General features: G+C 47.4%; 19 protein-coding genes. 4 read left to right on the top strand and 15 right to left on the bottom strand.

The annotated features are described in order from the left end of the window. Nucleotides 1-10: 10 nt before the first annotated feature. The 15 genes from D0B88_RS12960 to D0B88_RS12890 form a co-directional block, all read right to left on the bottom strand. Nucleotides 11-1,774, bottom strand: coding sequence for a flagellin (locus tag D0B88_RS12960; RefSeq protein ID WP_151057646.1), 1,764 nt, complete (start codon nt 1,772-1,774; stop codon nt 11-13). Nucleotides 1,775-1,990: 216 nt separating this feature from the next. After that, nucleotides 1,991-2,317, bottom strand: coding sequence for a flagellar protein FliT (locus D0B88_RS12955; RefSeq protein WP_007641111.1), 327 nt, complete (start codon nt 2,315-2,317; stop codon nt 1,991-1,993). A gap of 285 nt (nt 2,318-2,602) precedes the next feature. Next, on the bottom strand, nt 2,603-4,180 hold the full coding sequence (gene flgL / locus D0B88_RS12950; protein WP_151057644.1) for a flagellar hook-associated protein FlgL: 1,578 nt from the start codon (nt 4,178-4,180) through the stop codon (nt 2,603-2,605). 103 nt (nt 4,181-4,283) lie between these two features. Further along, nucleotides 4,284-7,049 carry a flagellar hook-associated protein FlgK gene (flgK, locus tag D0B88_RS12945; RefSeq protein ID WP_151057642.1) on the bottom strand — a complete coding sequence of 922 codons (2,766 nt, stop codon included), beginning with the start codon at nt 7,047-7,049 and terminating at the stop codon, nt 4,284-4,286. 4 nt (nt 7,050-7,053) lie between these two features. Further along, entirely contained in the window at nt 7,054-8,274 is a 1,221-nt protein-coding gene (gene flgJ / locus D0B88_RS12940) for a flagellar assembly peptidoglycan hydrolase FlgJ (RefSeq protein ID WP_151057641.1), read from the bottom strand. Beyond that, nucleotides 8,275-9,345 (bottom strand): flagellar basal body P-ring protein FlgI, encoded by a 1,071-nt coding sequence (locus D0B88_RS12935; RefSeq protein ID WP_050977029.1) that lies wholly within the window; start codon nt 9,343-9,345, stop codon nt 8,275-8,277. Nucleotides 9,346-9,468: 123 nt separating this feature from the next. Then, a complete protein-coding gene (flgH, locus tag D0B88_RS12930) occupies nt 9,469-10,173 on the bottom strand; it encodes a flagellar basal body L-ring protein FlgH (RefSeq protein WP_151057639.1) in 705 nt (234 codons plus the stop codon). A gap of 13 nt (nt 10,174-10,186) precedes the next feature. Next, a complete protein-coding gene (flgG, locus tag D0B88_RS12925; protein ID WP_007641104.1) occupies nt 10,187-10,972 on the bottom strand; it encodes a flagellar basal-body rod protein FlgG in 786 nt (261 codons plus the stop codon). 68 nt (nt 10,973-11,040) lie between these two features. Next, nucleotides 11,041-11,784 (bottom strand): flagellar basal-body rod protein FlgF, encoded by a 744-nt coding sequence (gene flgF / locus D0B88_RS12920; RefSeq protein WP_007641103.1) that lies wholly within the window; start codon nt 11,782-11,784, stop codon nt 11,041-11,043. Between the two features lie 239 nt (nt 11,785-12,023). Further along, entirely contained in the window at nt 12,024-14,426 is a 2,403-nt protein-coding gene (locus D0B88_RS12915; RefSeq protein WP_151057637.1) for a flagellar hook-basal body complex protein, read from the bottom strand. A gap of 68 nt (nt 14,427-14,494) precedes the next feature. After that, on the bottom strand, nt 14,495-15,196 hold the full coding sequence (locus D0B88_RS12910) for a flagellar hook assembly protein FlgD (protein WP_151057634.1): 702 nt from the start codon (nt 15,194-15,196) through the stop codon (nt 14,495-14,497). 11 nt (nt 15,197-15,207) lie between these two features. Further along, complete coding sequence (gene flgC / locus D0B88_RS12905; protein WP_007641098.1) at nt 15,208-15,657, bottom strand: flagellar basal body rod protein FlgC; 450 nt, start codon at nt 15,655-15,657, stop codon at nt 15,208-15,210. A gap of 91 nt (nt 15,658-15,748) precedes the next feature. Then, on the bottom strand, nt 15,749-16,150 hold the full coding sequence (gene flgB, locus D0B88_RS12900) for a flagellar basal body rod protein FlgB (RefSeq protein WP_007641097.1): 402 nt from the start codon (nt 16,148-16,150) through the stop codon (nt 15,749-15,751). A 289-nt stretch (nt 16,151-16,439) separates the two neighbouring features. Continuing rightward, entirely contained in the window at nt 16,440-17,315 is an 876-nt protein-coding gene (locus D0B88_RS12895; protein WP_007641088.1) for a protein-glutamate O-methyltransferase CheR, read from the bottom strand. A gap of 52 nt (nt 17,316-17,367) precedes the next feature. After that, nucleotides 17,368-18,324 carry a chemotaxis protein CheV gene (locus D0B88_RS12890; protein WP_007641086.1) on the bottom strand — a complete coding sequence of 319 codons (957 nt, stop codon included), beginning with the start codon at nt 18,322-18,324 and terminating at the stop codon, nt 17,368-17,370. Between the two features lie 180 nt (nt 18,325-18,504). On the opposite strand from D0B88_RS12890, the gene flgA reads away from it, so the two are divergent. From flgA to D0B88_RS12870, 4 genes are all read left to right on the top strand, one after another. Then, complete coding sequence (gene flgA, locus D0B88_RS12885; protein ID WP_151057632.1) at nt 18,505-19,299, top strand: flagellar basal body P-ring formation chaperone FlgA; 795 nt, start codon at nt 18,505-18,507, stop codon at nt 19,297-19,299. 178 nt (nt 19,300-19,477) lie between these two features. Beyond that, the gene (gene flgM, locus D0B88_RS12880; protein WP_151057630.1) at nt 19,478-19,798 is read left to right on the top strand and encodes a flagellar biosynthesis anti-sigma factor FlgM; all 321 of its coding nucleotides are present in this window, start codon (nt 19,478-19,480) and stop codon (nt 19,796-19,798) included. A 95-nt stretch (nt 19,799-19,893) separates the two neighbouring features. Next, complete coding sequence (locus tag D0B88_RS12875; protein ID WP_191966430.1) at nt 19,894-20,370, top strand: flagella synthesis protein FlgN; 477 nt, start codon at nt 19,894-19,896, stop codon at nt 20,368-20,370. A gap of 241 nt (nt 20,371-20,611) precedes the next feature. After that, a complete protein-coding gene (locus D0B88_RS12870) occupies nt 20,612-21,727 on the top strand; it encodes an arabinogalactan endo-1,4-beta-galactosidase (RefSeq protein ID WP_151057628.1) in 1,116 nt (371 codons plus the stop codon). Nucleotides 21,728-21,742 lie beyond the last annotated feature (15 nt).

The following is a 21,742-nucleotide window of genomic DNA, read 5'->3' as shown; positions in this document are numbered from 1 at the left end:
AGCTACCACCTTATCTCAACAGTGACAGTACTTGTTGTGGACGTGCATTAGACTGAGCCAACATCGCAGTCGCCGCTTGTTGCAATACTTGTGAACGGCTGAGGTTTGCAGTTTCTGCGGCAAAGTCAGCATCGTTGATACGTGAACGAGCAGCAGAAGTTTTCTCAGAGATGTTCGCCAGGTTTGATACGGTGAAGTCCAAACGGTTGTTAATCGCACCGAGGTCTGCACGGGTACTACTTACTTGGTCAATCGCTTTGTCGATAATACCAATTGCTTTCTGAGCACCAGCTTGGGTTGAAATATCAACGCTAGCTACAGAACCAGCACCTTCAGCGGCATTACGCTCTTGAATACCAGTTTGGGCATACATGGTAGCGGCGGCATTATCACCATACTTAACACTTACTTCACCGCTGGTTGATGCCAATGCGATCGAGTCTGTGGCATCACCGGCAAAAGCAACCACACCTGTCTCGCTGCTGACTTTGTTAATAGCCTCAATCAAATTGTCACGTTTCTCAGTGGCATCAGCACCTGCATCTACTTCACCAATTTCAACACCGTTAATAATCAAATCACCGGCATTCAAGCTAGAGGCAAAGTTTGTAATAGTGGCGCCTTGCAGGTTACCCAAGTCATCAGAGATATCCAGACCCAGTGCAGCAACGTTGGTCATCATCGCCGCTGATGCAGCAGCATCGTCAGCTCCTTCAATTTTTACCCCAGTACCACCAACGCTAGTGTCAGTGAATACCAAACGGAAGTTTTCATCAGTCTCAGCGCCATCAAAACCGGCTGCAGCAAGACCATTACCTGTACCAGTAACCGTAATGGAAACAACACCCTCTTGGCTCAGCACCAAATTGCCATCATCGGTCAAACTTGCACTAACACCAGTATCGCTATTAATTTTTGCAACCAGCTCATCCATGTTAGTAGTGCCAGTCAGGATATAAGCTTGGTTATTACCGTCGCCATCCACTACAGTAAGGGTCAAAGTATCGGTGCCAGCAACCAGCACACCATCACCAATATCATTACCTTCTGAAGAAACAAGTGCCGACGCCACAGCACCTTTTCCTTCCAAGTCAGCATTAATACTGGCAATTTTTTCGTTCAATGTAGAACCTGCAGCGGCGTCAGCCAAACTGCTCAGGGCAACATCATTGACATATAAAGTGGTATCGGCATCTGCGCCGGTAAACGCTGACAATGCAGCCAGGCCAGTTGCAGATTCACCCACTACATCACCAGCACTACCGCCCAGTGAGTTGGTGTTGAAGGTACCAATTTTTACGTCGATAGTTTGGTTAGATAATGCACCTACTTGCAAACTGGTGCTACCCAAAGAACCATCCAGCAGAGCTTTACCGTTGAACGAAGTGGTATCGGCGATACGATCCAATTCTGACTTCAATTGTTGTGCTTCGGCGTTCAGGGTTTGACGGTCAGCATCGTTGTAAATACCGTTCGCAGACTGAACCGACAGCTCACGCATACGTTGCAGGATGTTGGTAGATTCTTGCAGAGCACCTTCTGCGGTTTGAATCATGGATACACCATCGTTAGCGTTACGGATGGCTTGGTCCAGACCACGAACCTGAGAGGTCATACGGTTACCGATCGCCAAACCAGCGGCGTCGTCTTTTGCGGAGTTGATACGGTTACCAGAGGACAAACGTTCGGTAGCGCGATCAAGTGCGTTGCCTGAGTTCATCAATTGACGTTGCGCATTGATGGAGGCGATATTGCTGTTAATTACTAAAGCCATGATTAATCTCCTGGATTAATGTCTGTGTGCAGTATCACTGCGATAACAAGTCTGTTGATGAAGCCTGAGACAAACTTACTAATCAGCACTTCTAACAAGGTTATCGACACATCCTGGAGTTGCTTTAATCTTTTTTTATGGCTTAAACAAAATATTTACAGCGGTAATTAACAGAATTTATTGCGGAAGGTTATATAAAAGCAGAAAAACGTCAAATTAACGACCATAAGCATCGATTGCCTTCATGGCGCGATTAGTTTGACGCAATTCTGACGCCACTTGCTCACGACTAATTTCAGCCAGCTCGGATAAACGCTTATTAATAGTCTGGATTTCTTCAATCATGCGTGCGGCTTGAGGTTCCAAATCCGCCTGCGCCAGCGACTGCAAGTATTCAGCATCATTAATTGATAACAAACCCTGCTGGCGCTGCTGCACCAATGTCTCAAAGGAATCCCAATCGCCCGCCTCTGCCAATGACAGCAGTGCTTGGGACTGGCTGAGTGCGCGAGAGAGAGGATCTAACAAGGTCTCAATATCCATAAAACAGCTCTTTACCTAGGGAATACAATAAGTTGGTTTAATAAGCGAAGCCTAACGCCATCTACAAAGATTAGCAAAATTTAAATGGGTGGTTGGAAAACATTAAAGAGGGATGATTGAGATGGGTGCTGGAAAGCAGATGATTGGTGTGTCGGAAAACGGATGATTCGTGTGTCGGAAGTCGCTGCGCTCTTCCAACCCACGTATTTGAAATGTTTGTAGGTTGGAAGAGCGCAGCGACTTCCGACAAATGTTTAAAAACCGCATAAAACCATAACACTTGCGCTACAGGTAATTAAACAAACTCAGCTGGCTAATTTTGGTAAAACTCTGCTGCGAAGCATTAAGCACCAGAGTTTCCATCGATAAACGAATTGAGGCTTCTGCGTAATCCAGATCCTGTACACTTTTTAGTTCTTGCTGAACAAACAAATTTACATCCAAATTCAAATCACGCGAACTTTCCAGGGTGTTCTGACGAGCCCCCACTTCACCCTGCACTGAAACAACATTGGTAATAGAGTTAGTCAGGTTACTCAAGGTTTTGGCAACCAAATCACTCAGCAATGCTTTGCTTTCGGGCGTGTCTTTTACACTTTTCATAGCCTCACTGAAACGTGAAAGCGTTGTAAGCAAACCTTGCTTATCGGTAGATTCAACAAGAAAAGAATCGCCCGCTTTACCGTTGGTTGAAACCACGCCCGCCATGGTTGTCAGGCCTGTCGCACTTTGCAGTGCAGGATTACCACCTTGCACACTAATGTTCATACCATTAGCCGACACGAACCCTGTCGCACTGGCCGTTAAACCAAGGTTCGCCAATTTAGCGGCATTGGGCGCTGCATTTAACATAGCGGCAAAATCTGCCGCATTATTTACGACGGGCAAGCTGTTAAATTCCAGAGTTTCTGACCTGCCACCGACAGAAATCTTTAAGGTTGTAGGGTTGGCAGAAAAATCGATTGGCGCTGCAGCCGCATCAAAGTTAAATGGCAAGCTGGCGGGTGTAGGAGCAACTGGTGAACCGGAAATACTGAGGCTCACACCCATCACATTAATTTCTTCGCCGGAAACGTAAGGCGCATTCGCCACCAGCACTTTGCCAGTGCTGCGTTCAGTAACGGTGTAATTAGGACCATTAGGAACAACCGCAGAGTTGGCATTAAATGCAATAACCATGTCTTCGGGATAAAAACTGTCAAACAATTCCTGATCGACAATTTGACCCACACTGACTACTGATGCAGGCAGTGCGCGATTGCTGCTACTGGCAGAAGTGTTTACCGTATTGTGATCACTGGGAATATCTACAAATACTTTTTTGCCCGAGTCACTCACTGCCACACTGACAGAAGCAGAGGCCTGCAGAAATAACTGGCCTTCATCGCCCAGGTATTCAAAATTGCCGCCGCCTTTATTAATGAAGGGTTGAGTATCGCCTTGATAGCCCGCAAAAATGTACTGACCAGAAGCATTGCGCGTATTTTGCAAGTTCATTAACTCACTAATTCGCGTGTCCACTTCGGCCGCAATGGATTTGTAATCGGCAGCGGTCAATACCGCCGTGTTACCGGCTTTAACCGCCAGCACATTCATTTGTTGCATTAGTTCTACAACTGTTTGCAAGGTTGAATCTTCCAAGCTCAAACTATTATCGGCCACGTCGATATTTTTTTTGTATTGTTCGGTACGCGCCAATTCCTGATTTAATTTTAGAATAGTAGTCGCCGCTACCGGATCATCCGCAGGAGACAACACTCGTTTACCCGTAGCCATTTGCTCCTGGGTTTTAGTGACAGCCGATTGCGCCTGTCCCATGCCGAGTGTTGCTATGTTGTAAATTTGCGAAGTAGATATACGCATACCAATACCCTGTGCTTACAATTTTTGCCGCTTATCATTGGCAATGCACAAATCAATCCAACTTTTTGCTTTTGTGAATACCTGCATTCACAGGGCCCTTTTTTTAAAGGGCATTCAACAAGGTATCAAACAACTCGCGAGCGACCGAAATTACCTGCGCATTCGCACCATAAAGTTGTTGAAACCGAATTAAATCCGCAGCTTCTTCATCCAGGTTTACACCGGAAATACTATCGCGCATCGTTTGGCTTTGTTCTAACAAACTAATGCTGGCTTCGGTGTTAATTTTAGCAAGACTGCTTTTGGTGCCGACCTCCTCCACTAATTTGCCATAACCTTCCGCGAAACTAAGGCTACCGTTTTGCATAGTGGATTTTGTTTCCATTGCCACCATCGCCAACGCGTTGCGGTTATCATTTTTACCGTCGGTGTTAAAACCCACAGTAAAAACATCGCCAGCTTTAGGTTGCCCGGTAAGCGTCACTTGATAACCCAGGAACGATGACTGTACAAATGTGGCAGAGCTACTGTCACCAAACAAAGGACTACTTGAAATAGAAGGGGACATTTCAATGCCAGACGCAAGCGTGACATCAATTCTGCCACCCACAGTAATTGCACTCTCCTGCCCTACACCGGCACTGGTTAATGTCTGATTAGGATTGCCCGAACTGTCATTAACCTGAATGCTACTGGTTGCGCTTGCCGCTGAAAAACGAATATCCAGATCCACACCGGACGCCGCAAACAACCTCAGCTCAGGTGCGCCAGTTAGCGGATTGGTAGAACTTTGCGCGCGAATTCCCAGCGCATTTAAATTGGGATTGGCGTTAATTTGCTCGGCAAGGTAATCATTGAAATCCGCTTCACTGAGATTCGGATCAGGCACGGTACTTAAAAATGCGGGCGTTGGTAATGCGCCATCATCTTGAATTATCGCTTCACCATTAATACGCAACTGCATAGGTACTGCAAAATCACCGGGTGCAACATTAATACCGGTAATTGTCGCCGTGGTGTAAGCATTTGCAGTGACGCCGGGTAAAGCGCTTAATTGCGCCGCCGTCTGCATAGCTGATGCACCCGACTGGGTAATTATACTGCGCGCTGTCACGGAACCGGTTTGTGGATCAGTAAACGTAAAATTCAACCGCTCCGCTAAATAACCATTGCCTTGTGCGGGAGCACCTATTGCAACAGTTTGCGGGCTGCGATCTGCCGGTAAACCAAGGCGATCACCAGCACCTACAATTCTGGTTTCGCCCGGATCACTCGAAAATATATTGTTGGTTGTGCCGGGTACAAACACTTGATCCTGCATGGCCGGATTCAAATGTTTTGGATTTGCAGGGTCAGAGTTATCCAATACATCGTAAGTGGTGTCCGACGTGAAGCGAATAATAATTGGCGGCGATAATTGGCCGGGGTTGGCAAAGGCAGGCAAAATATTGCCGTTTGTATCGACAACACTTAATACCTGACCGCTGCTAACAATGCCGCTACCGGTGTTGCTACTGGCGCTACCGGTGCGAATAGGCGACGCAAAGGCTAAATCCTCTGGGCGCTGCAATAATGCTTTTATATCCTGCGAACCGTTACGGGTTGGCTGCACTAAAAAAGAATCGCCACCTTGAAATGAGCCACTGGTTAAATTGAGGCTTACGCCATCAAACTCAATGCTAAATGGATAAGCGCCAGATAAACCACCTTGTTTGACCACCTGATCATCCGCAAGACGAGTAACAACATAATTGGTCGTACCAGGCACAATATCAAAACGATAATCACTGGCGGTTAACTGATTAGTATCGGTGATAGTTACATTTAATTGCCGATCATAGGGCTGCTGATTGCCGCTGCTGTGTTTTACCCGGTTAACCGCATTCACGGGGTCATTAATATCGACAAACATTTTTTGGCCGTAATCGTTATCCAGATCAAGACCTTGTTGTTGCAAATTATTAAATTCTTCTGACATTGAAATCGCAATTCGCCCCAGTTCATTCATGGACGGGGACAATACTTCATCGCGAAAACTTAATAGGCCACCAATTTGGCCACCCGAAACCTGCTCGGTAATATCAATGACCGCGCTGTTAGCCCGCAATTGTATCTGACCGTCATTGGTCACACTGAATGAGCTTGAGCTAGCCCCCAGAACCAATGGCTGGCCATTACCGATAAACACATTTAAATCACCGGTGGATTCTTTTACCACCTGAATAGACACCAATTCTGCAAGTTGGCGCAAAGTTTCATCGCGCTTGTCCAATAAATCATTGGGTTGATTGCCACCACCAGACGCCACCGCTTCACCAATGGATTGGTTTAATTCAGCAATAGACGTTGCCAATGAATTGATCTGCGAGGTAACGGTGCGAACTTCACCATTCACACTCTTTTCAATATCCGCCATTCGCTGATAAAGATTATTAAAACGGCTACTCAGGCTTTGTGCCTCGGTAATAATTAACTGCCGCGCCGGCGTAGATGCCGGGTCATTAGCGCCGTTCTGTAATGCAGCAAAAAAACTCTGCAATGAACCAGACAGACCAGTGCTTGCCTCGGCAAACAATTTATCGACTTTGCTAATATTTAAACTGTATTTATTTAACTGATTATAAGTAGAAGTATCGGAACGCAATTGTGTTGTGACAAATTCGTTCACCACGCGCTCAATGGATGCTGTGGTAACGCCAGAGCCGATGTAACCTGCGCCACCTGCAATTTGCTCAGGGCGCGTCACATAATTCACTTCCTGCCGCGAGTACCCTTGGGTATTGGCATTGGAAATATTATGGCCTGCGGTACGCAAAGCATTTTGACTGGCCTGCAGCCCGGAAATGGCATTGGAAAGAATACCGGACATAGCATTACTCCGCTAAGTGGCGGGCGGTAGTAGCCGCCAGAGAGAGAACTGACTGGGCGCTCGTTTGCAAAACACCGGCTTGTAGGTCTTTTGCAGCAGCAGAAATATCCAGTGATTTAATAGCATCACTATTCAATAAACTTTTAATTTTTTTCGCGTAATAAGGGTCGGTCGCATAACCGGCGGACTGTAACGCCTCAGCATAAGCCGATGAATTTGTGCCCGTTGCCAATACTTTTTCGTAGCGCGGATTATTTTTCATTAGGCGCACATAATCTGAAAAGCTCTCCGCGTAATCATTGTATTTACGGAAATCTGATTTTTCTTGCGCAGCAATACCATTGCGATACTCCAGGGTGTTTACATTGACTTTATCGCCCTGCCACTGACTGCCCGCTTTAATATTGAATAGATTAAAACTGTTTTCGCCCGCACGATCGTGAATAACGTGTTTGCCCCACCCGGTTTCCAGCGCAACCTGTGCAATCAACACATCCGGATTAATTTGTAATTCTGCTGCCGCTTTTTCGGCGTGAGGTTTAAGCATCAGCACAAAATTTTCCTGGGTGGCACTAATACTGGCTTTTTGGCCGCCACGCAGGGTGGCCGCTTGTGGTTTATTCAATAACTGTGGAATAAGTCCGTAGTTAATCGCAGGGATGACAGGTTGCTGCTCTTCTGCAGCGCCCAGTGCTTTCATCTGCACGTTGTCACTCATGCGCATAAAATCTTGAATCCAATCGTCCAGTGACGTTGCTGGTGCACCCGCAGACAGATCAGTATTGGATGAATTAACAGCATCAGTGTCAGCGCTATTCGCTGCACGCGGAGTCAGCGCGTCCAAGCTTGTTAGCGTGTTGTTTTGCACATCCGCTTCGGGGCGCATGGCACTGCCGTAGTTTTGCATCATTTGGCGATAAAAATGATCCGCCACACCAATACCAGAACCGCTGGTTAAATTGATCACCATTTGTTGGTCGAGCATGTCGCGATGAAAACGTGTGGTTTGGCTGTCTAAAAAATTACCTTCACTAAAAACATCATTCGCTTCGCGCATGGATTTCAGCATTTGTTGTACCAGCAAACCCTCAAACTTTTTGGCAACTTCTTTAATTGCCTGAGGGTCCCGGTCGCGTCCCATCGCTTTGATGGAATTCAACGAGTTGGGGTCAAGATAATTATCTTGCACCTGCGGGACTTTAATGCCGGTATCGATGGGTAACATTTAGATCACCACTAATTCCGCTTTGAGTGCGCCGGATTGTTTTAAGGCTTCCAGAATCGCCATTAAATCGCTGGGAGATGCACCCACATTGTTGACTGACCGCACTATGTCATCCAGGTTGGCGCCTGGCGCGAACTTGAACATGGGGTTTGTTTCTTCATCAGCCTGCACATTGCTGCTAGGAACAACTACAGTAGTTCCACCGGCCAAGGCATTGGGTTGGCTCACGGTTAAACTTTCCGCAATAGACACAGTGAGGCTGCCGTGAGTAACCGCAACAGGCGATACACGGACATTTTTGCCAACCACAATAGTGCCGGTGCGCGAATTAATAATCACCTTCGCTACTTCTTCGCCCATGGTGACGTTTAAATTTTCCAGCATCGCAATAAAATCGACACGCTGCGCCGGATTCACGGGTGAATTCACCATAATTGACACCGCATCGAGCGGGCGTGCTACATCTGGCCCCAACATGTCATTAATACTTTTTGCCAACGCATTGGCGGTGGTGAAATCGGCTCGATGCAAATTAAATACAATTGGTTGACCGCCGGCAAAATTAGTTTCCACCATACGCTCCACCATTCCCCCACTGGGAATACGCCCGGCACTGGGAACGTTCACGGTAATTTTTGAGCCGTCATTACCTGATGCACTCAAACCACCAACCACCAAATTACCCTGTGCAATGGCGTAAACTTTTCCATCCAACCCTTTTAATGGAGTCATTAATAAACTACCGCCACGCAAACTTTTTGCGTTACTGATAGAGGAAACTGTAACGTCAATTGTTTGACCTGGTTTTGCAAACGCAGGTAATTCCGCCTGGATCATCACCGCAGCAACATTTTTCATTTGCATACGCGCGCCTTCAGGCACGGTAATACCAAATTGCTTCAGCATGCTATTGAAGGATTGGGTAGTAAAAGGTGATTGTGTTGTTTGATCCCCCGTGCCATCCAAACCAACCACCAAGCCATAACCGACTAATTGGTTAGCGCGCACACCGGCAACACTGGCGATATCTTTAATTCGTTCGGCATAGCTGGATGCACTAAACACTAACATCAACGTCAGCGCCGAAAATCCCAAATACTGCGGAATTTTTTTGATGCTGGAAACAAAAAAACTGGGCATAAAAATACCTCGATAAAACTGGATTACATAAGCCCTGCTGGTAAGGGGCAGAAATTACAATGGCCATAACTCGCTGTTAAAAAAACGCGATAACCACCCCATAGATTGCGTGCTTGCCAGTGCGCCGGTGCCACTGTATGAAATTTTTGCATTGGCCAGGCGGGTTGATAACACGGTGTTATCCGGCGCTATATCATCGGGGCGCACTATGCCGCTAATGCGAATAAATTCGTCGCCACGATTAAGCGTTATCCATTTTTCGCCGCGCACAATTAAATTGCCGTTGGGTAATATTTCTGCAACTGTCACGGTGATATTGCCTTGTAAACTATTGCTCTGATCTGCATCGGCACTGCCATCAAATGTTCTGCCCTGTTCAAGGTTGGTTGTTAACTCATTCCCCTTAATGGTTGGGTTTACCCCCAGAAGCGGACCGGCATTAAAATCTACACCACTATTTTTACTGGTATTTACACCGGAAGATTTACGCGAAACAGTTCGTTCGCTCAGCGTTACCGTAATTACGTCACCCACAAAATGCGCTTTGCGATCATCAAACAAATTCAGGCCATAAGCATCTTGATAGAGCGAGCCTTCCGTGCGCTGGGGCACCGGCATATTCGCGGCAATAGTAGGCGCATAGGCCGGATCATCCGGCATAGGTTTTTTGTTAGTGAAGCATCCGGTCAATGTCAATACTGTGCTGGCGGCCAACACCAGTTTGAGTGAGCGATATGACTTGTTTATTTGCGCAGCCATGATTAATTACTCATCAAAGATTTTGCGTAATGTATTGCAACATTTGATCAGCGGTAGAGACGACTTTTGAATTCATTTCATAGGCGCGCTGGGTGGTAATCATGTTGACCATTTCTTCCACAATATCCACGTTGGAATTTTCCAACATGCCTTGTTTAAGTACACCCAAACCGTTTTCACCCGGCGTTCCCTGCACGGGTGCACCACTGGCCACAGTCTCAACAAATAAATTGCCGCCAATTGGTTGCAAGCCGGAGTGGTTAATAAAATCCACCAAGGTAATGTCGCCCAATTGTTGTGGCTCCACCTCACCGGGCGTGTAGGCATTTACTGTACCGGTCGTGCCGATTGTAATTTTGGTAGCGCCCTCAGGCACAATAATGGCGGGCTCTAATAAATAACCGTCGGCATTTACTAATTGGCCTTCGCCATTAATTTGCAGTTGGCCATTGCGGGTATAAGCAATAGTGCCGTCAGGTTGTAACACCTGTAAAAATCCGTGACCATCAATCGCAACATCGAGCGACTGCTCTGTCACTTGCAAGGTACCCTGGGTAAATTCTTTTTGTGTGGCGACGACACGCACCCCCGCCCCCAACTGCAAACCCGATGGCAGTTCCGTTTCCTGAGTTTGCTGTGCGCCGGGTTGGCGTTGGTTTTGATACAGCAGATCTTCAAATACGGCGCGATCACGTTTAAAACCAATGGTGCTGGTATTAGCAAGGTTGTTGGAGATGGTAGTTAACTGGCGATCTTGTGCTGACAAACCAGTTTTACTTACATAGAGGGCGGCGTGCATAATCTTTTCCTCATTTGAAGCGCAGCAAAATAAATAACAGCGCGCTTACTATGTCGACCTAAAAACAATTAGGACATCTGTAACAGTTGGGTGGACGCGGCCGAGTTTTCATCGGCGGTTTTCATTAATTTCACTTGCATTTCGTACTGGCGCGCCAAGCTCATGATTTGGGTGAATTCATCAATTGCATTGACGTTACTGCCTTCGAGCATGCCGCTGCGCAGCGTCACTTCTGCCGCAGGTAAAGCATTTAAACCATCGCGCTGACGAAACAAACCGTCATCGCCTTTTTCCAGTTGTTGAATATCGGGATTCACCAAACGAATGCGCCCTACTTCCACCATGGCTTCCGGGCCTTGCCCTTGGCCAACAATCGAAATCGTGCCATCTGCGCCTATTTGTACTTTTTCATTTTCAGGAATATTGATGGGGCCCCCATCGCCCAATACCGTCAAACCATTTGCGGTGCGCAATACGCCCGCTGCGTCCACCGCAAAATTACCGGCGCGGGTATAGGCTTCGGTACCATCGGGGGCCTGCACGGCAAAAAAACCATCGCCTTGAATCGCGGCATCCAGTGGGTTATTGGTTTCGATCATGGGGCCAGAGGTGAAATCCGCACGGGGGGATTCCGTCATGGCATAGGCGCGCGTGGGATGACCATCACCGTAATACACACCCATACTGCGCGACTGTTCGAAATCCGCACGAAAACCGGTGGTGCTGACGTTTGCCAGATTATTGGCGCGATTAGCCTGGGCCAGCATGTTGTGCTTGGCACCAGTCATGGCGATAAAAAGGGCTCTGTCCACAGGTTACTCCTGAATTCACGGCCAAAAACCAAACGTTGGTTTTTTGGCGGTTTTGTTGTTATCAGGAGTTTTGCAAGAGCGGTGCCAAGTTGGTGATACTTAGCAAGCCTTTGATATGAAAGGGAAAAACACAGAAATACGGAGCTGTAAAACAGCGGAAAAAAAACTTGCCACAAAAGAAGCGGCAAAGAACTTCCGCTCTTTGCCGCCGGGGTGTGGCTGATTGTAAAGGGTTAGGGTTATCTCAGGTTGATAATGGTTTGGGTGGTCGCATTGGCCGTTTCAATGGTTTTTGCGTTCGCCTGATAGTTACGCTGGGCGATAATCAAATTCACCAATTGCTCTGACAAGTCCACGTTGGATTCCTCCACTGCACCAGCGGTGATATTCCCCAACTGCGCAGAACCCGGCGCACCAATAATCGCCTCACCAGTTTCAAAGGTTTGTGCCCACATGGTGTCACCCACTGGCTTCAAGCCCTCTACGCTACTGAAGTTCGCCAGTGCAACCTGCCCCAAGACCTGGGCTTCACCGTTAGTGAAGCGCGCGAACACAATCCCGGTATTGCTGATATCCAGCCCCGCCAAACGACCAGTGGCGTAACCGTTTTGATCCAATTCCTCCACCGCAAATACGCTGCCAAATTGAGTCGAGCCTGACAAATCGATTTGAAAATTCGAGCTTGCTGGCGGCTCAGCCACTGGGATAGTTCCGCCTTGCAATACGTTCAAAGGCCCAAGACCACCAAGTGGTTGGCCATCCTCCCCAATTGGAGTCCAGTTGGAGATAAGCATTGCATCGGTTCTGAACGGGTCGATATTACCGTCCGGAGTGAAATGAATGTTAAACGACGCCATAGTTGGCTGGGTATTCTGTGGTGACGGTAAAGTTGGATCGGGGTCACCTACGTTCTGGCCATCAATTTGTACATACATAGTCCAGTGGTTGGGTGATGTAGTGGGGTCAGCAGGATCATAGGGTTCTTTTACAAAATACTGACGCATCACATGCGAATTACCCAAGCTGTCGTAAACCACAGTATTTGTTGCATGGTTAAAGGTTTTTTGATCGATCGGATTAAAAGCATTAATCGGTATATCGGTGAAAAAGTTAGGCACATTGGTTGAACCAAACAAGCTGCCACCAAACACTGGCACAGTCGGCTCACTGCTAACAATGGAGTAACCTTCTTGCAAGGTGATGGTGACCTCCCCGCCAATTTTCACCCCATTGACCGCATCGTTAACGACTTGCGGTATACCTTGGCTGCCCTGGATTTCAGCATTGCCGCCAGCGGTATCAAACGTAAATTCAAGATCCCGACCCGTGGCCGACTCAACCAGCAAATTACCGGCATCATCAATGCTCGCACTGATACCAAAAAGCGTTGACGAACTAAGGGCATTAATTTCATCACGCAGCGCAGTCATATCCGGTAAACCGGTGGAGGTCAAATTCACACCATTAATACGGAAGGAGCCATTGTTGCTGAAGGTCGAGGCCAAGAGTGTCGCTTCGGTACTTGCTGTTGCCGATACACCGGCAAGTGAATTCAACTCAGAAGCGGTTTCATCGGCACTGGCACCGTATTCGCTGATGTAAGTGACATCTGTACCGTTAGGACCACGAATTACCAAAGTATGAGAGCCATAGTTGTTGGTAACTTCGGGAATACCAGCAGTATGTGCAGTCGGGTGCGGAGTACCGGCCGCCGTGCTCACGCCATTGATAGCCGTCGTTAATGCGTTTGCATCGGAGTTGGCCGCATCAATAGTCACAGCAACGGTAGAGGCAACGCCAGTTGCGAGGTCGCGAAAACCAATTTGACCGGTAACAGGGTCAGCAAATGCTTCCACATTCACAGGGTTTGCGGAATCAAAGTTTGCCGAGTTGATCAAGTTAGCTAAAGCCGCAGGTGACGACGCAGAACCGGAATTCAATACCAAATCCACATCGTCAGTCGCCAATGTAATTGGGTCGGTGCGGGAAATAGTAAATGCAGTAGTATTGGTTCCCGAAAAAGTAATCGGCGTTGCAATTGCGCCCAAATTCAACACGGTTGTGGTCGCAGTTTTAGCGCCAGTCTGGGCTTCATTGACCCCGGTGCCATTGGTGGCAAAACGCTGGCCAGTTGTTTCCAATACGGTTTCATTGGCATCCAAATTAAAAGAGGCGTTCACACCAGTGGTTTGACGCGGAGCCTGTGAACTCACATCAACCCGCAAGTCGCCCAGTACGCCGCTCACATTGCCATCTGCATCGGCAGCAAAACCTTGCAATAGCGAACCGGTACCGTTAACGATATAACCGTCTTTATCCAAACCAAAAGTACCCGCGCGGGTGTAGAGACGCTCACCATTTTTTTCAACGACAAAAAAACCTTCGCCATTTACTGATAAATCCAATTCATTTTGGGTGAATTTTAAATTGCCTTGGGTAAATTGCTGGCGAATATTTTGAATGGTTACACCACTGCCTGCCGTGTTGGAACCACCCCCCAATAGCGTACTGGTGTACACGTCACCAAATTCAGCGCGCGAGGATTTAAAACCAACGGTACTGGCGTTGGCAATATTATTGCCGGTCACCTGCAAATCGGTATTAGCTGCGCGAATTCCGCTTAATGCTGTATTAAAAGACATGGTACACCTCGCCCGGGGTTAATTAATTTTTGATACTGTGCCAAGTGTTTGGCTCACATCAAAAACTTTTAGTTAAATTGTTTTACTTGATCGGCCTCTACTGCACCAATACCGGCAAGGTTCAGAATCAACTTGCCATTCTCACCGATAGTCACACTATTTACGTTCGCACTGAGCGATGTATTTAATGTTTCCGCCTTACCATTTTGACTAGCAGTCACTTCAAATTTGTATTGACCGGTGGTGGCGGCATCATCGCCCGCCTCCCAATCCAATAACTTTCCATTCACTTCCAGGTTCTGCCCATCCCAACGGAAAACCGTCTCACCGGCAGGGACTTCGCCAATCGGAATTGTTTGCACCAATGCACCGGCACTATCGTAAATTCTCATGGTCATGTCTTTTGCTGGATAAGTGAGCTCTGTGCTGCCCGCCACTATTCCACCGGTAACCAAAGTGCTTTTATCAGATTCCACACTCACACTGCGCCCCACAAGAGAAGAAGCCTGCAGTGCATTATTCGACATAAAACTGTTAAAACTTTTATTCAAACGCTCCAGCCCTTCCACTGAACTAAATTGGGCCAATTGCGCAACAAACTCGGTGTTGTCTTGCGGGCTCAGTGGATTTTGATTATTCATTTGCGTGATCATCAATTCCAAAAACGCCGCCTGCCCCAACTCATTGGTAGTTGTGTTTGTGCTTTGTTTTTTGGTGATGCTGAGGTTATCAGTCACACTACTTGTTGCTGCTGCACCGGATACCGACATGATTCAGCTCCTTATTGACCGAGTGTTAATACACGTTGAACCATTTGTTTGGCTGAATTCATCACTTCAACATTCATTTGAAATGAACGCGAAGCAGCAATCATATTGGCCATTTCTTCAACCGGATTTACATTGGGATAAAACACATAACCCTCAGCATCTGCTTTGGGATGACCCGGCTCATAACGACGCTGCAATGGCGCATCGCTCTCAACAATCCCCATCACTTGCACACCGGCGGCAGCATCCACTTCGTTGTCGCTATAGGCACCCTCGGTGACACTTGCACGCATCGCTTCCTGTTGAATAGCAGCAAAAACAGGCTGGCGGCTACGGTACACTTCATCGACACTGGAGCTTGCCGATTGCGCGTTAGCCAAGTTGCTGGCAGTAGTATTCAAGCGCAAACTTTGCGCATTCATACCGGTACCTGCGATATCAAAAATATTTCCGAGTGCCATATCTTCACCTGTTCATTTGCTTGCGTTATCCCCGCAGGAGATAAGGGTTTACCGGTTGGGTCCAGCCATTAGCCTTAAGGGTTAATCGAGGTTACTCACCACGAATGGCACTGCGCAGGCCGGTAAATTTGCTATTCAAAAACTGGAAGCTGGATTGAAATGCCAGCGCATTTTTCATGTATTCCGCGTGCTCAATCTGATCTTCTACGGTGTTACCGTCGATGGATGGCTGTTGCGGCGTGCGGTACAGGGTGTCGGCTTCATTGGTGGCAAAGGCGCTGCCATCAATATGCCCTGATTGGGTAGTGGCGAGATTAAACCCGCTGTTACCAGTCATCTTCTGACTCAGGGCTTGTTTGAAGTCGATATCCTTGGCTTTGAAATTGGGGGTATCCACATTCGCCAGATTGTTGGCCAGCACTGCCGCGCGCTCAGAACGGAAACGCAATGCCGATTCATGAATACCCAATGCTTTATCGAAGGAGATGGACATAGTGCTTTCACCTTAAAAAATCGCGCCTGTACTAGCATCGCGGCCGGCAACCACAAGTGTTATTGCCACTGTTAGTGACGATAAAGCAATGCCTATGCCAAGCCCATAAAATAGCTATACCACATTGTTTTTAAAAGACTTTTTAAATTATAGAAGCGTGTAATACAGAAGCGGCAAACACAAAGCGGCAAAGCTTTTCCGCAGGCAGAAGAGGAACCGGCAACACATAAAAAAGCCGGGCAAAAGCCCGGCCGTTAGATGGTTCATTTAACTGTCATGGGTGAAACGATTAGATAGCGCGATAAAGAATTCCTGGCTCACAGCGAACCATTTCAAACAAATCGGCCACTCCCGCAAGCCCTTCCGAAGAGCCCAGGAATAGAATGCCTTGTGGTTTAAGCGAGGCGTGAATTTTCTGCAGGATCTGACGTTTTAAATCGCCATTAAAGTAAATCAGTACATTGCGGCAAAACACTATGTCGAACTTACCCAAACCGGCGTAGGAGTCCATCAAGTTAAGCGAGCGAAAATCAATGCGCTCTTTTACGAAAGGTTTAACTCTCCACATAGTCGGCGTGGGATTATCGAAGTACCTATCGAGCCGCTCCGACGACAAACCGCGCATTACCGAGAGCTTGTCATACTCGCCACTGCGTGCCTGATCCAGCACGGTGGACGACAAATCAGTTGCTACTATTTGCACCGGGCGCGCCAAGTTACCCATATTTTGGCGTTTATACTCTTCCACCATCATGCTGATGGAATAAGGTTCTTGACCTGAAGAGCAGGCCGCCGACCAAATACGCACCGGGCCAAACATGCGGTTATTACCGCCCATTAACTGGGGTAATAAGGTGCTTCTGAGATGGTCGTAGGGGTAATTATCACGAAACCAAAAAGTCTCGTTGGTGGTCATGGAGTCTATAACCTGATCTTTCAGTTTTCGGTTCAATCCATGCTTTAGATTTTTTACCAGCTCACCAAAAGAGGCGATTTTATTCTCCTCCAAGATGCGCCGGATACGATTGGTCACCAAATACTGCTTGTTATCCCCTAACGAAATGCCACAGGCATCCTCAAGAAACTGACGGAATTGGTCAAACTCAGCTTGGTTGAGATTATCGCCACCGAGCGGCTTGGAAAAAGGGGTAGGCTTATTACTCATAGACTCTCAATAAAAACGCTTGCCGCCGCACAATTGCAACGGCAATTACAACTTATGCCTGTTCGGGCGGCAACAAACTTTCACCGGTAATCGACAATACCCGGTCATTTACGCGTTTAGCCAGTTCATCCGGGTGGAACTTGGCAAGGAAGTCATCAGCACCCACTTTGCGCACCATAGCCTCATTAAATACCCCACTCAATGAGGTATGCAGAATAATATGCAAATTTTTGAGTTGCGGATGATTGCGCACTTCTGCAGTAAAGGTATAGCCATCCATCTCGGGCATTTCGATGTCGCAGATAATCATAATCAACTCTGCGTAGGGGTCTTTCCCCTCTTTAATTAAATCCAGCAGGTAATTAAAGCCCTCTGCCCCATCTTTTTTAACGGTAGTTTTAATGCCCATACCCTCAACCACACGCTGTATTTGTTTGCGCGCGATGGTTGAGTCATCAATGATTAACACGTGTTTTTGCACTACACGGTCGGCAATACCATCTTCGATTACACCGGCGCTAACTTCTTCACGCGCAGGCGATACTTCAGCGAGAATTTTTTCCACATCGATAATTTCAACCAGCTGGCCATCAACCTGAGTAACTGCAGTCAGGTAATGCTCCTTACCCGCGCCTTTTGGCGGTGGATGAATATCACCCCAGTTCATATTCACAATGCGTTCAACCGAACGAACAAGGAAACCTTGGGCCGTGCGGTTGTATTCGGTGATGATGACAAAGCAGCTTTCTATATCAGGCAATTCGCGACGCCCAATGGCGAGGTTCATATCCATAATCGGCAAGGTACCGCCGCGGATATGCGCAACCCCACGAACCACAGAACTGCGGCCAGGAATTGCATTCAATTGCGGACACTGAAGCACTTCTTTCACCTTGAACACGTTAATGCCGTACAACTGCTGCCCACCCAAGCGAAACAGCAATAGTTCAAGACGGTTTTGGCCAACCAGTTGTGTGCGCTGATTGACACTATCCATTACCCCAGCCATGCAATTACCTCATTGATTGTAATAGTCAGCCTAAACGCCACTTACTCTAACTGCCGCGAGCGGCACAGTATTTGCTTTATTCAACGTATTCAGCTTAGCGGCAAAAAAGTGTCAGACTTTAGTCGTTAGTAAAATAGCGCGAGTGGCACTCGGTTCTTACCCTTGAGGATAGGCCAAAATATGGAACTTCCTAGTTTTTGCAGTAATTTCTTCAGTAATTTTTTAACGGGCGGCCCCGTAAATAGGGCGTTCGTGCAAAAACTCGCCTACGCCACTGCAAATAACTGTAAAACTCTATTTGGCGCAAGCTTCCTTATTTTGCTCAGCAGTACTGCTACCGCACAGACCTATTCGACGCTGGCTCTAAAACAAGATGTTGCCAATTTTTTGGCGAGCCACTACCAACAAGTGGAACATGAACGCTTGGATATAAAGGTAGGCAATCTGGATAGCCGGCTCAGACTGGAGCGGTGCACAGAAGCGCTCGCCTTCAACCTACAAGACCCAACAGGCCTTGGCGGCAGCATTAGCGTACAAGCGCGCTGCCCTGGCCCTCAGGGATGGTCAGTGCATGTACCCGCCCAAATAATGGTTTATCGCTATATTCCGGTCGCTGCCCGCGCCGTCCAACGCGGCGAACAACTTAACGCAAGCCATCTTGCTGACAATTTGGTCAACATCAGTAGCATCCGGCAAGGTTATGCACTGACAGATGAAGACATTGTTGGCAAAGAAGCAAAACGAAACATAGGGCAAGGCGAGCCTTTTAAATCCAATAGTCTTGATGCACCCACAGCCATAAAACGGGGTGAAAGCGTTACCTTGCAAGCTCAAGCGGGATCAATAAAGGTTCTAAGCTCCGGTGTCGCCCTCGCAGATGGGCGCGTCGGCCAGAAAATCAGAGTTCGCAATAGCTCATCCGAACGGATAGTCACTGGTATTGTGCTGAACCAAGGGCTTGTCCAGACACTATGAGACCCGACCTTTTAAGAATAAAGTTTTTAAAAATGTTGCTAAAGTAAATCGGCACTTGGCCGATAGCCATATCAGGAGAACCAGAAACCGGCGCTCCATATGTCACGACATAGCAACCGCGACTTTTGTAGATTACCAGCCGTTAGGCTTAATGCTTAGCAGCTTAAAGGGGAAAAACATGATTAATACCAACAACTCACTTGACTCAGTCAATGCCAAGGGTGCCCGCAGCAAGCCTGCCGCGACCCCCGCCGCAGATGCGAAATCCAATGACACCAAGGCGCCACAGGCTGCAACTGCCAAGGCCCCTGGCGATCAAGTGGTATTGAGCCAAGAGGCGCAGACACTTGGTCGCCTCCAAAGCAAAATCGACAGTGCCCCGGACGTCAATCTGGAAAAGGTTGCGGAGATTCGCCGCGCTATCGCGGAAGGGCGTTTTGAAATAAACCCCGAACGCATTGCGGAGAACATGCTCAACCAAAACGACTTACTTGGCTAAACCCGGTGTAACCACTCAACACGCCTCCCCTGCGTTGTTTAGTGTTTTACATTGAGACACTATCCGCCCATTCAGGGCCATATAAAGAGGTTGCTATGTCTCTTGATACCACTCTACTGCGGCAGATGCTTGCGCAGGACTCATCTGCAATTGAACAGCTTAAACAGCTATTACTGGAAGAACGCGAACAACTTGCCCAGCGCAAACAAGATCGCCTTGCCATCATCGCAGAACAAAAAACCAGCCTTGTTGAGCAGCTCAGCCACAATAGCAAACAGCGCATGAAGGTTCTTAGCGCCCTTAACCTTCCCGCTAACGCGCAAGGCTGGGACTTATTTCTACAACACAACACCCTCACTATGCCCCTGCGGGAAGATTGGCAGCAACTCGTTCGCAACTTTGAAGAATGCCAAACCATGAATGGCATTAACGGTAAATTGATCGCCCGCTCGCAACAGACCCTGAACCACATGCTGAACCTGATACGCGGCAAAGTCGCAACAGCCTCGCTTTACACCGCTCAGGGCTTGAAAAGCGAGCAGACATCCTCTTTCACAGTCGCCAAAGCCTAGCTCTCCATTAGCCCGTGGGTAAACCACGGGCAATCCCCTCTCCTCCTGTTCCTCTCCCTTCACAGCGACGTAAACGCTTTGTGTTGACATGTCGCTGTAAAACGCTAATATTAGATTATATATATGATTTATATGCGTGATTATGTTACACATCCTTTAATTCAGTAACCACCAATCGATCAAACCGCACAAACCGTCAGCTTAACGAAGCCCCCTGCTTATCAAAAAAGGCATAAAAACAATGAAGTATTGTTTCATCGCATTGCTCAGTTTCGCCAGCCAACTCCTATCCGCCGCCAGCATAGAAAAACAATTTTATCTGGGAGCTGACCTCTCCTACGTAAATGAAATGGAGGATTGTGGAGCCAAATACTATGACAAGAATAAACGGCAAGACCCATTCAAATTATTTGCCGACAAAGGGGCCAATTTAATCCGGGTTCGCCTCTGGCATAACCCGCAGTGGACAGCCTACTCAAATCTGGAGGATGCCACCAAAACACTACAACGCGCCAAAAACAACGGCATGAAAACCCTGCTGGATTTTCATTATTCAGATACCTGGACTGATCCAGAAAAACAATTTGTCCCGCAGGCATGGGCACACATTAGTGATACAGATGAATTGGCCAAAACACTTTACAACTACACAACAGAAATACTCGCAGCACTTGATGCAAAAAACCTGTTGCCCGATATGGTTCAGGTGGGCAATGAAACCAATATCGAAATTCTTCAACCGGAGAAAACATTAGTACACGGCATTCCAAATTGGCCGCGCAACGCAACGCTATTAAATAGCGGCATCAAAGCTGTACGCGATTACAGTAAAAAAGTTAACAAACCTATTGGAATAGTGCTGCACATTGCACAACCAGAAAATGCGCTTTGGTGGTTTAAGCAAGCTAGCGAGCATGCCGTATTGGATTACGACATAATTGGCCTTTCTTACTACCCACAGTGGTCCACATATAAATTGCCGCAGTTACCTGGTGCCATTACAACATTAAAAAACACCTACAAAAAAGATGTTCTTATTGTAGAAACCGCCTATCCCTATACATTGGAAAATTTTGATAAAGCTGACAATGTCCTCGGGAAAAATGCCATTCAACCGGAGTTTCCCGCAACACCTAAAGGCCAGGCAAGTTATTTGCTCACACTGCGCAACTTGGTAAAAGCCGCCGGTGGTATCGGTGTGATTTATTGGGAGCCTGCATGGGTAAGCACAAAGTGTACAACGCTATGGGGTAAAGGTTCGCATTGGGAAAATGCAACCTTCTTTAATGCAGCAGAAGGTAACAAGACCCTGCCCGCATTTTTATTTTTCTCAAACAAATACCAATCTAAAAATTAACAAAGTAATTGCATA

The sequence above is a fragment of the Cellvibrio sp. KY-YJ-3 genome (genome assembly GCF_008806955.1).
GTDB lineage: Bacteria > Pseudomonadota > Gammaproteobacteria > Pseudomonadales > Cellvibrionaceae > Cellvibrio.
The sequence above is the reverse complement of the archived record's forward strand: the minus strand, read 5'-3'. Positions and strand labels throughout refer to the sequence as shown.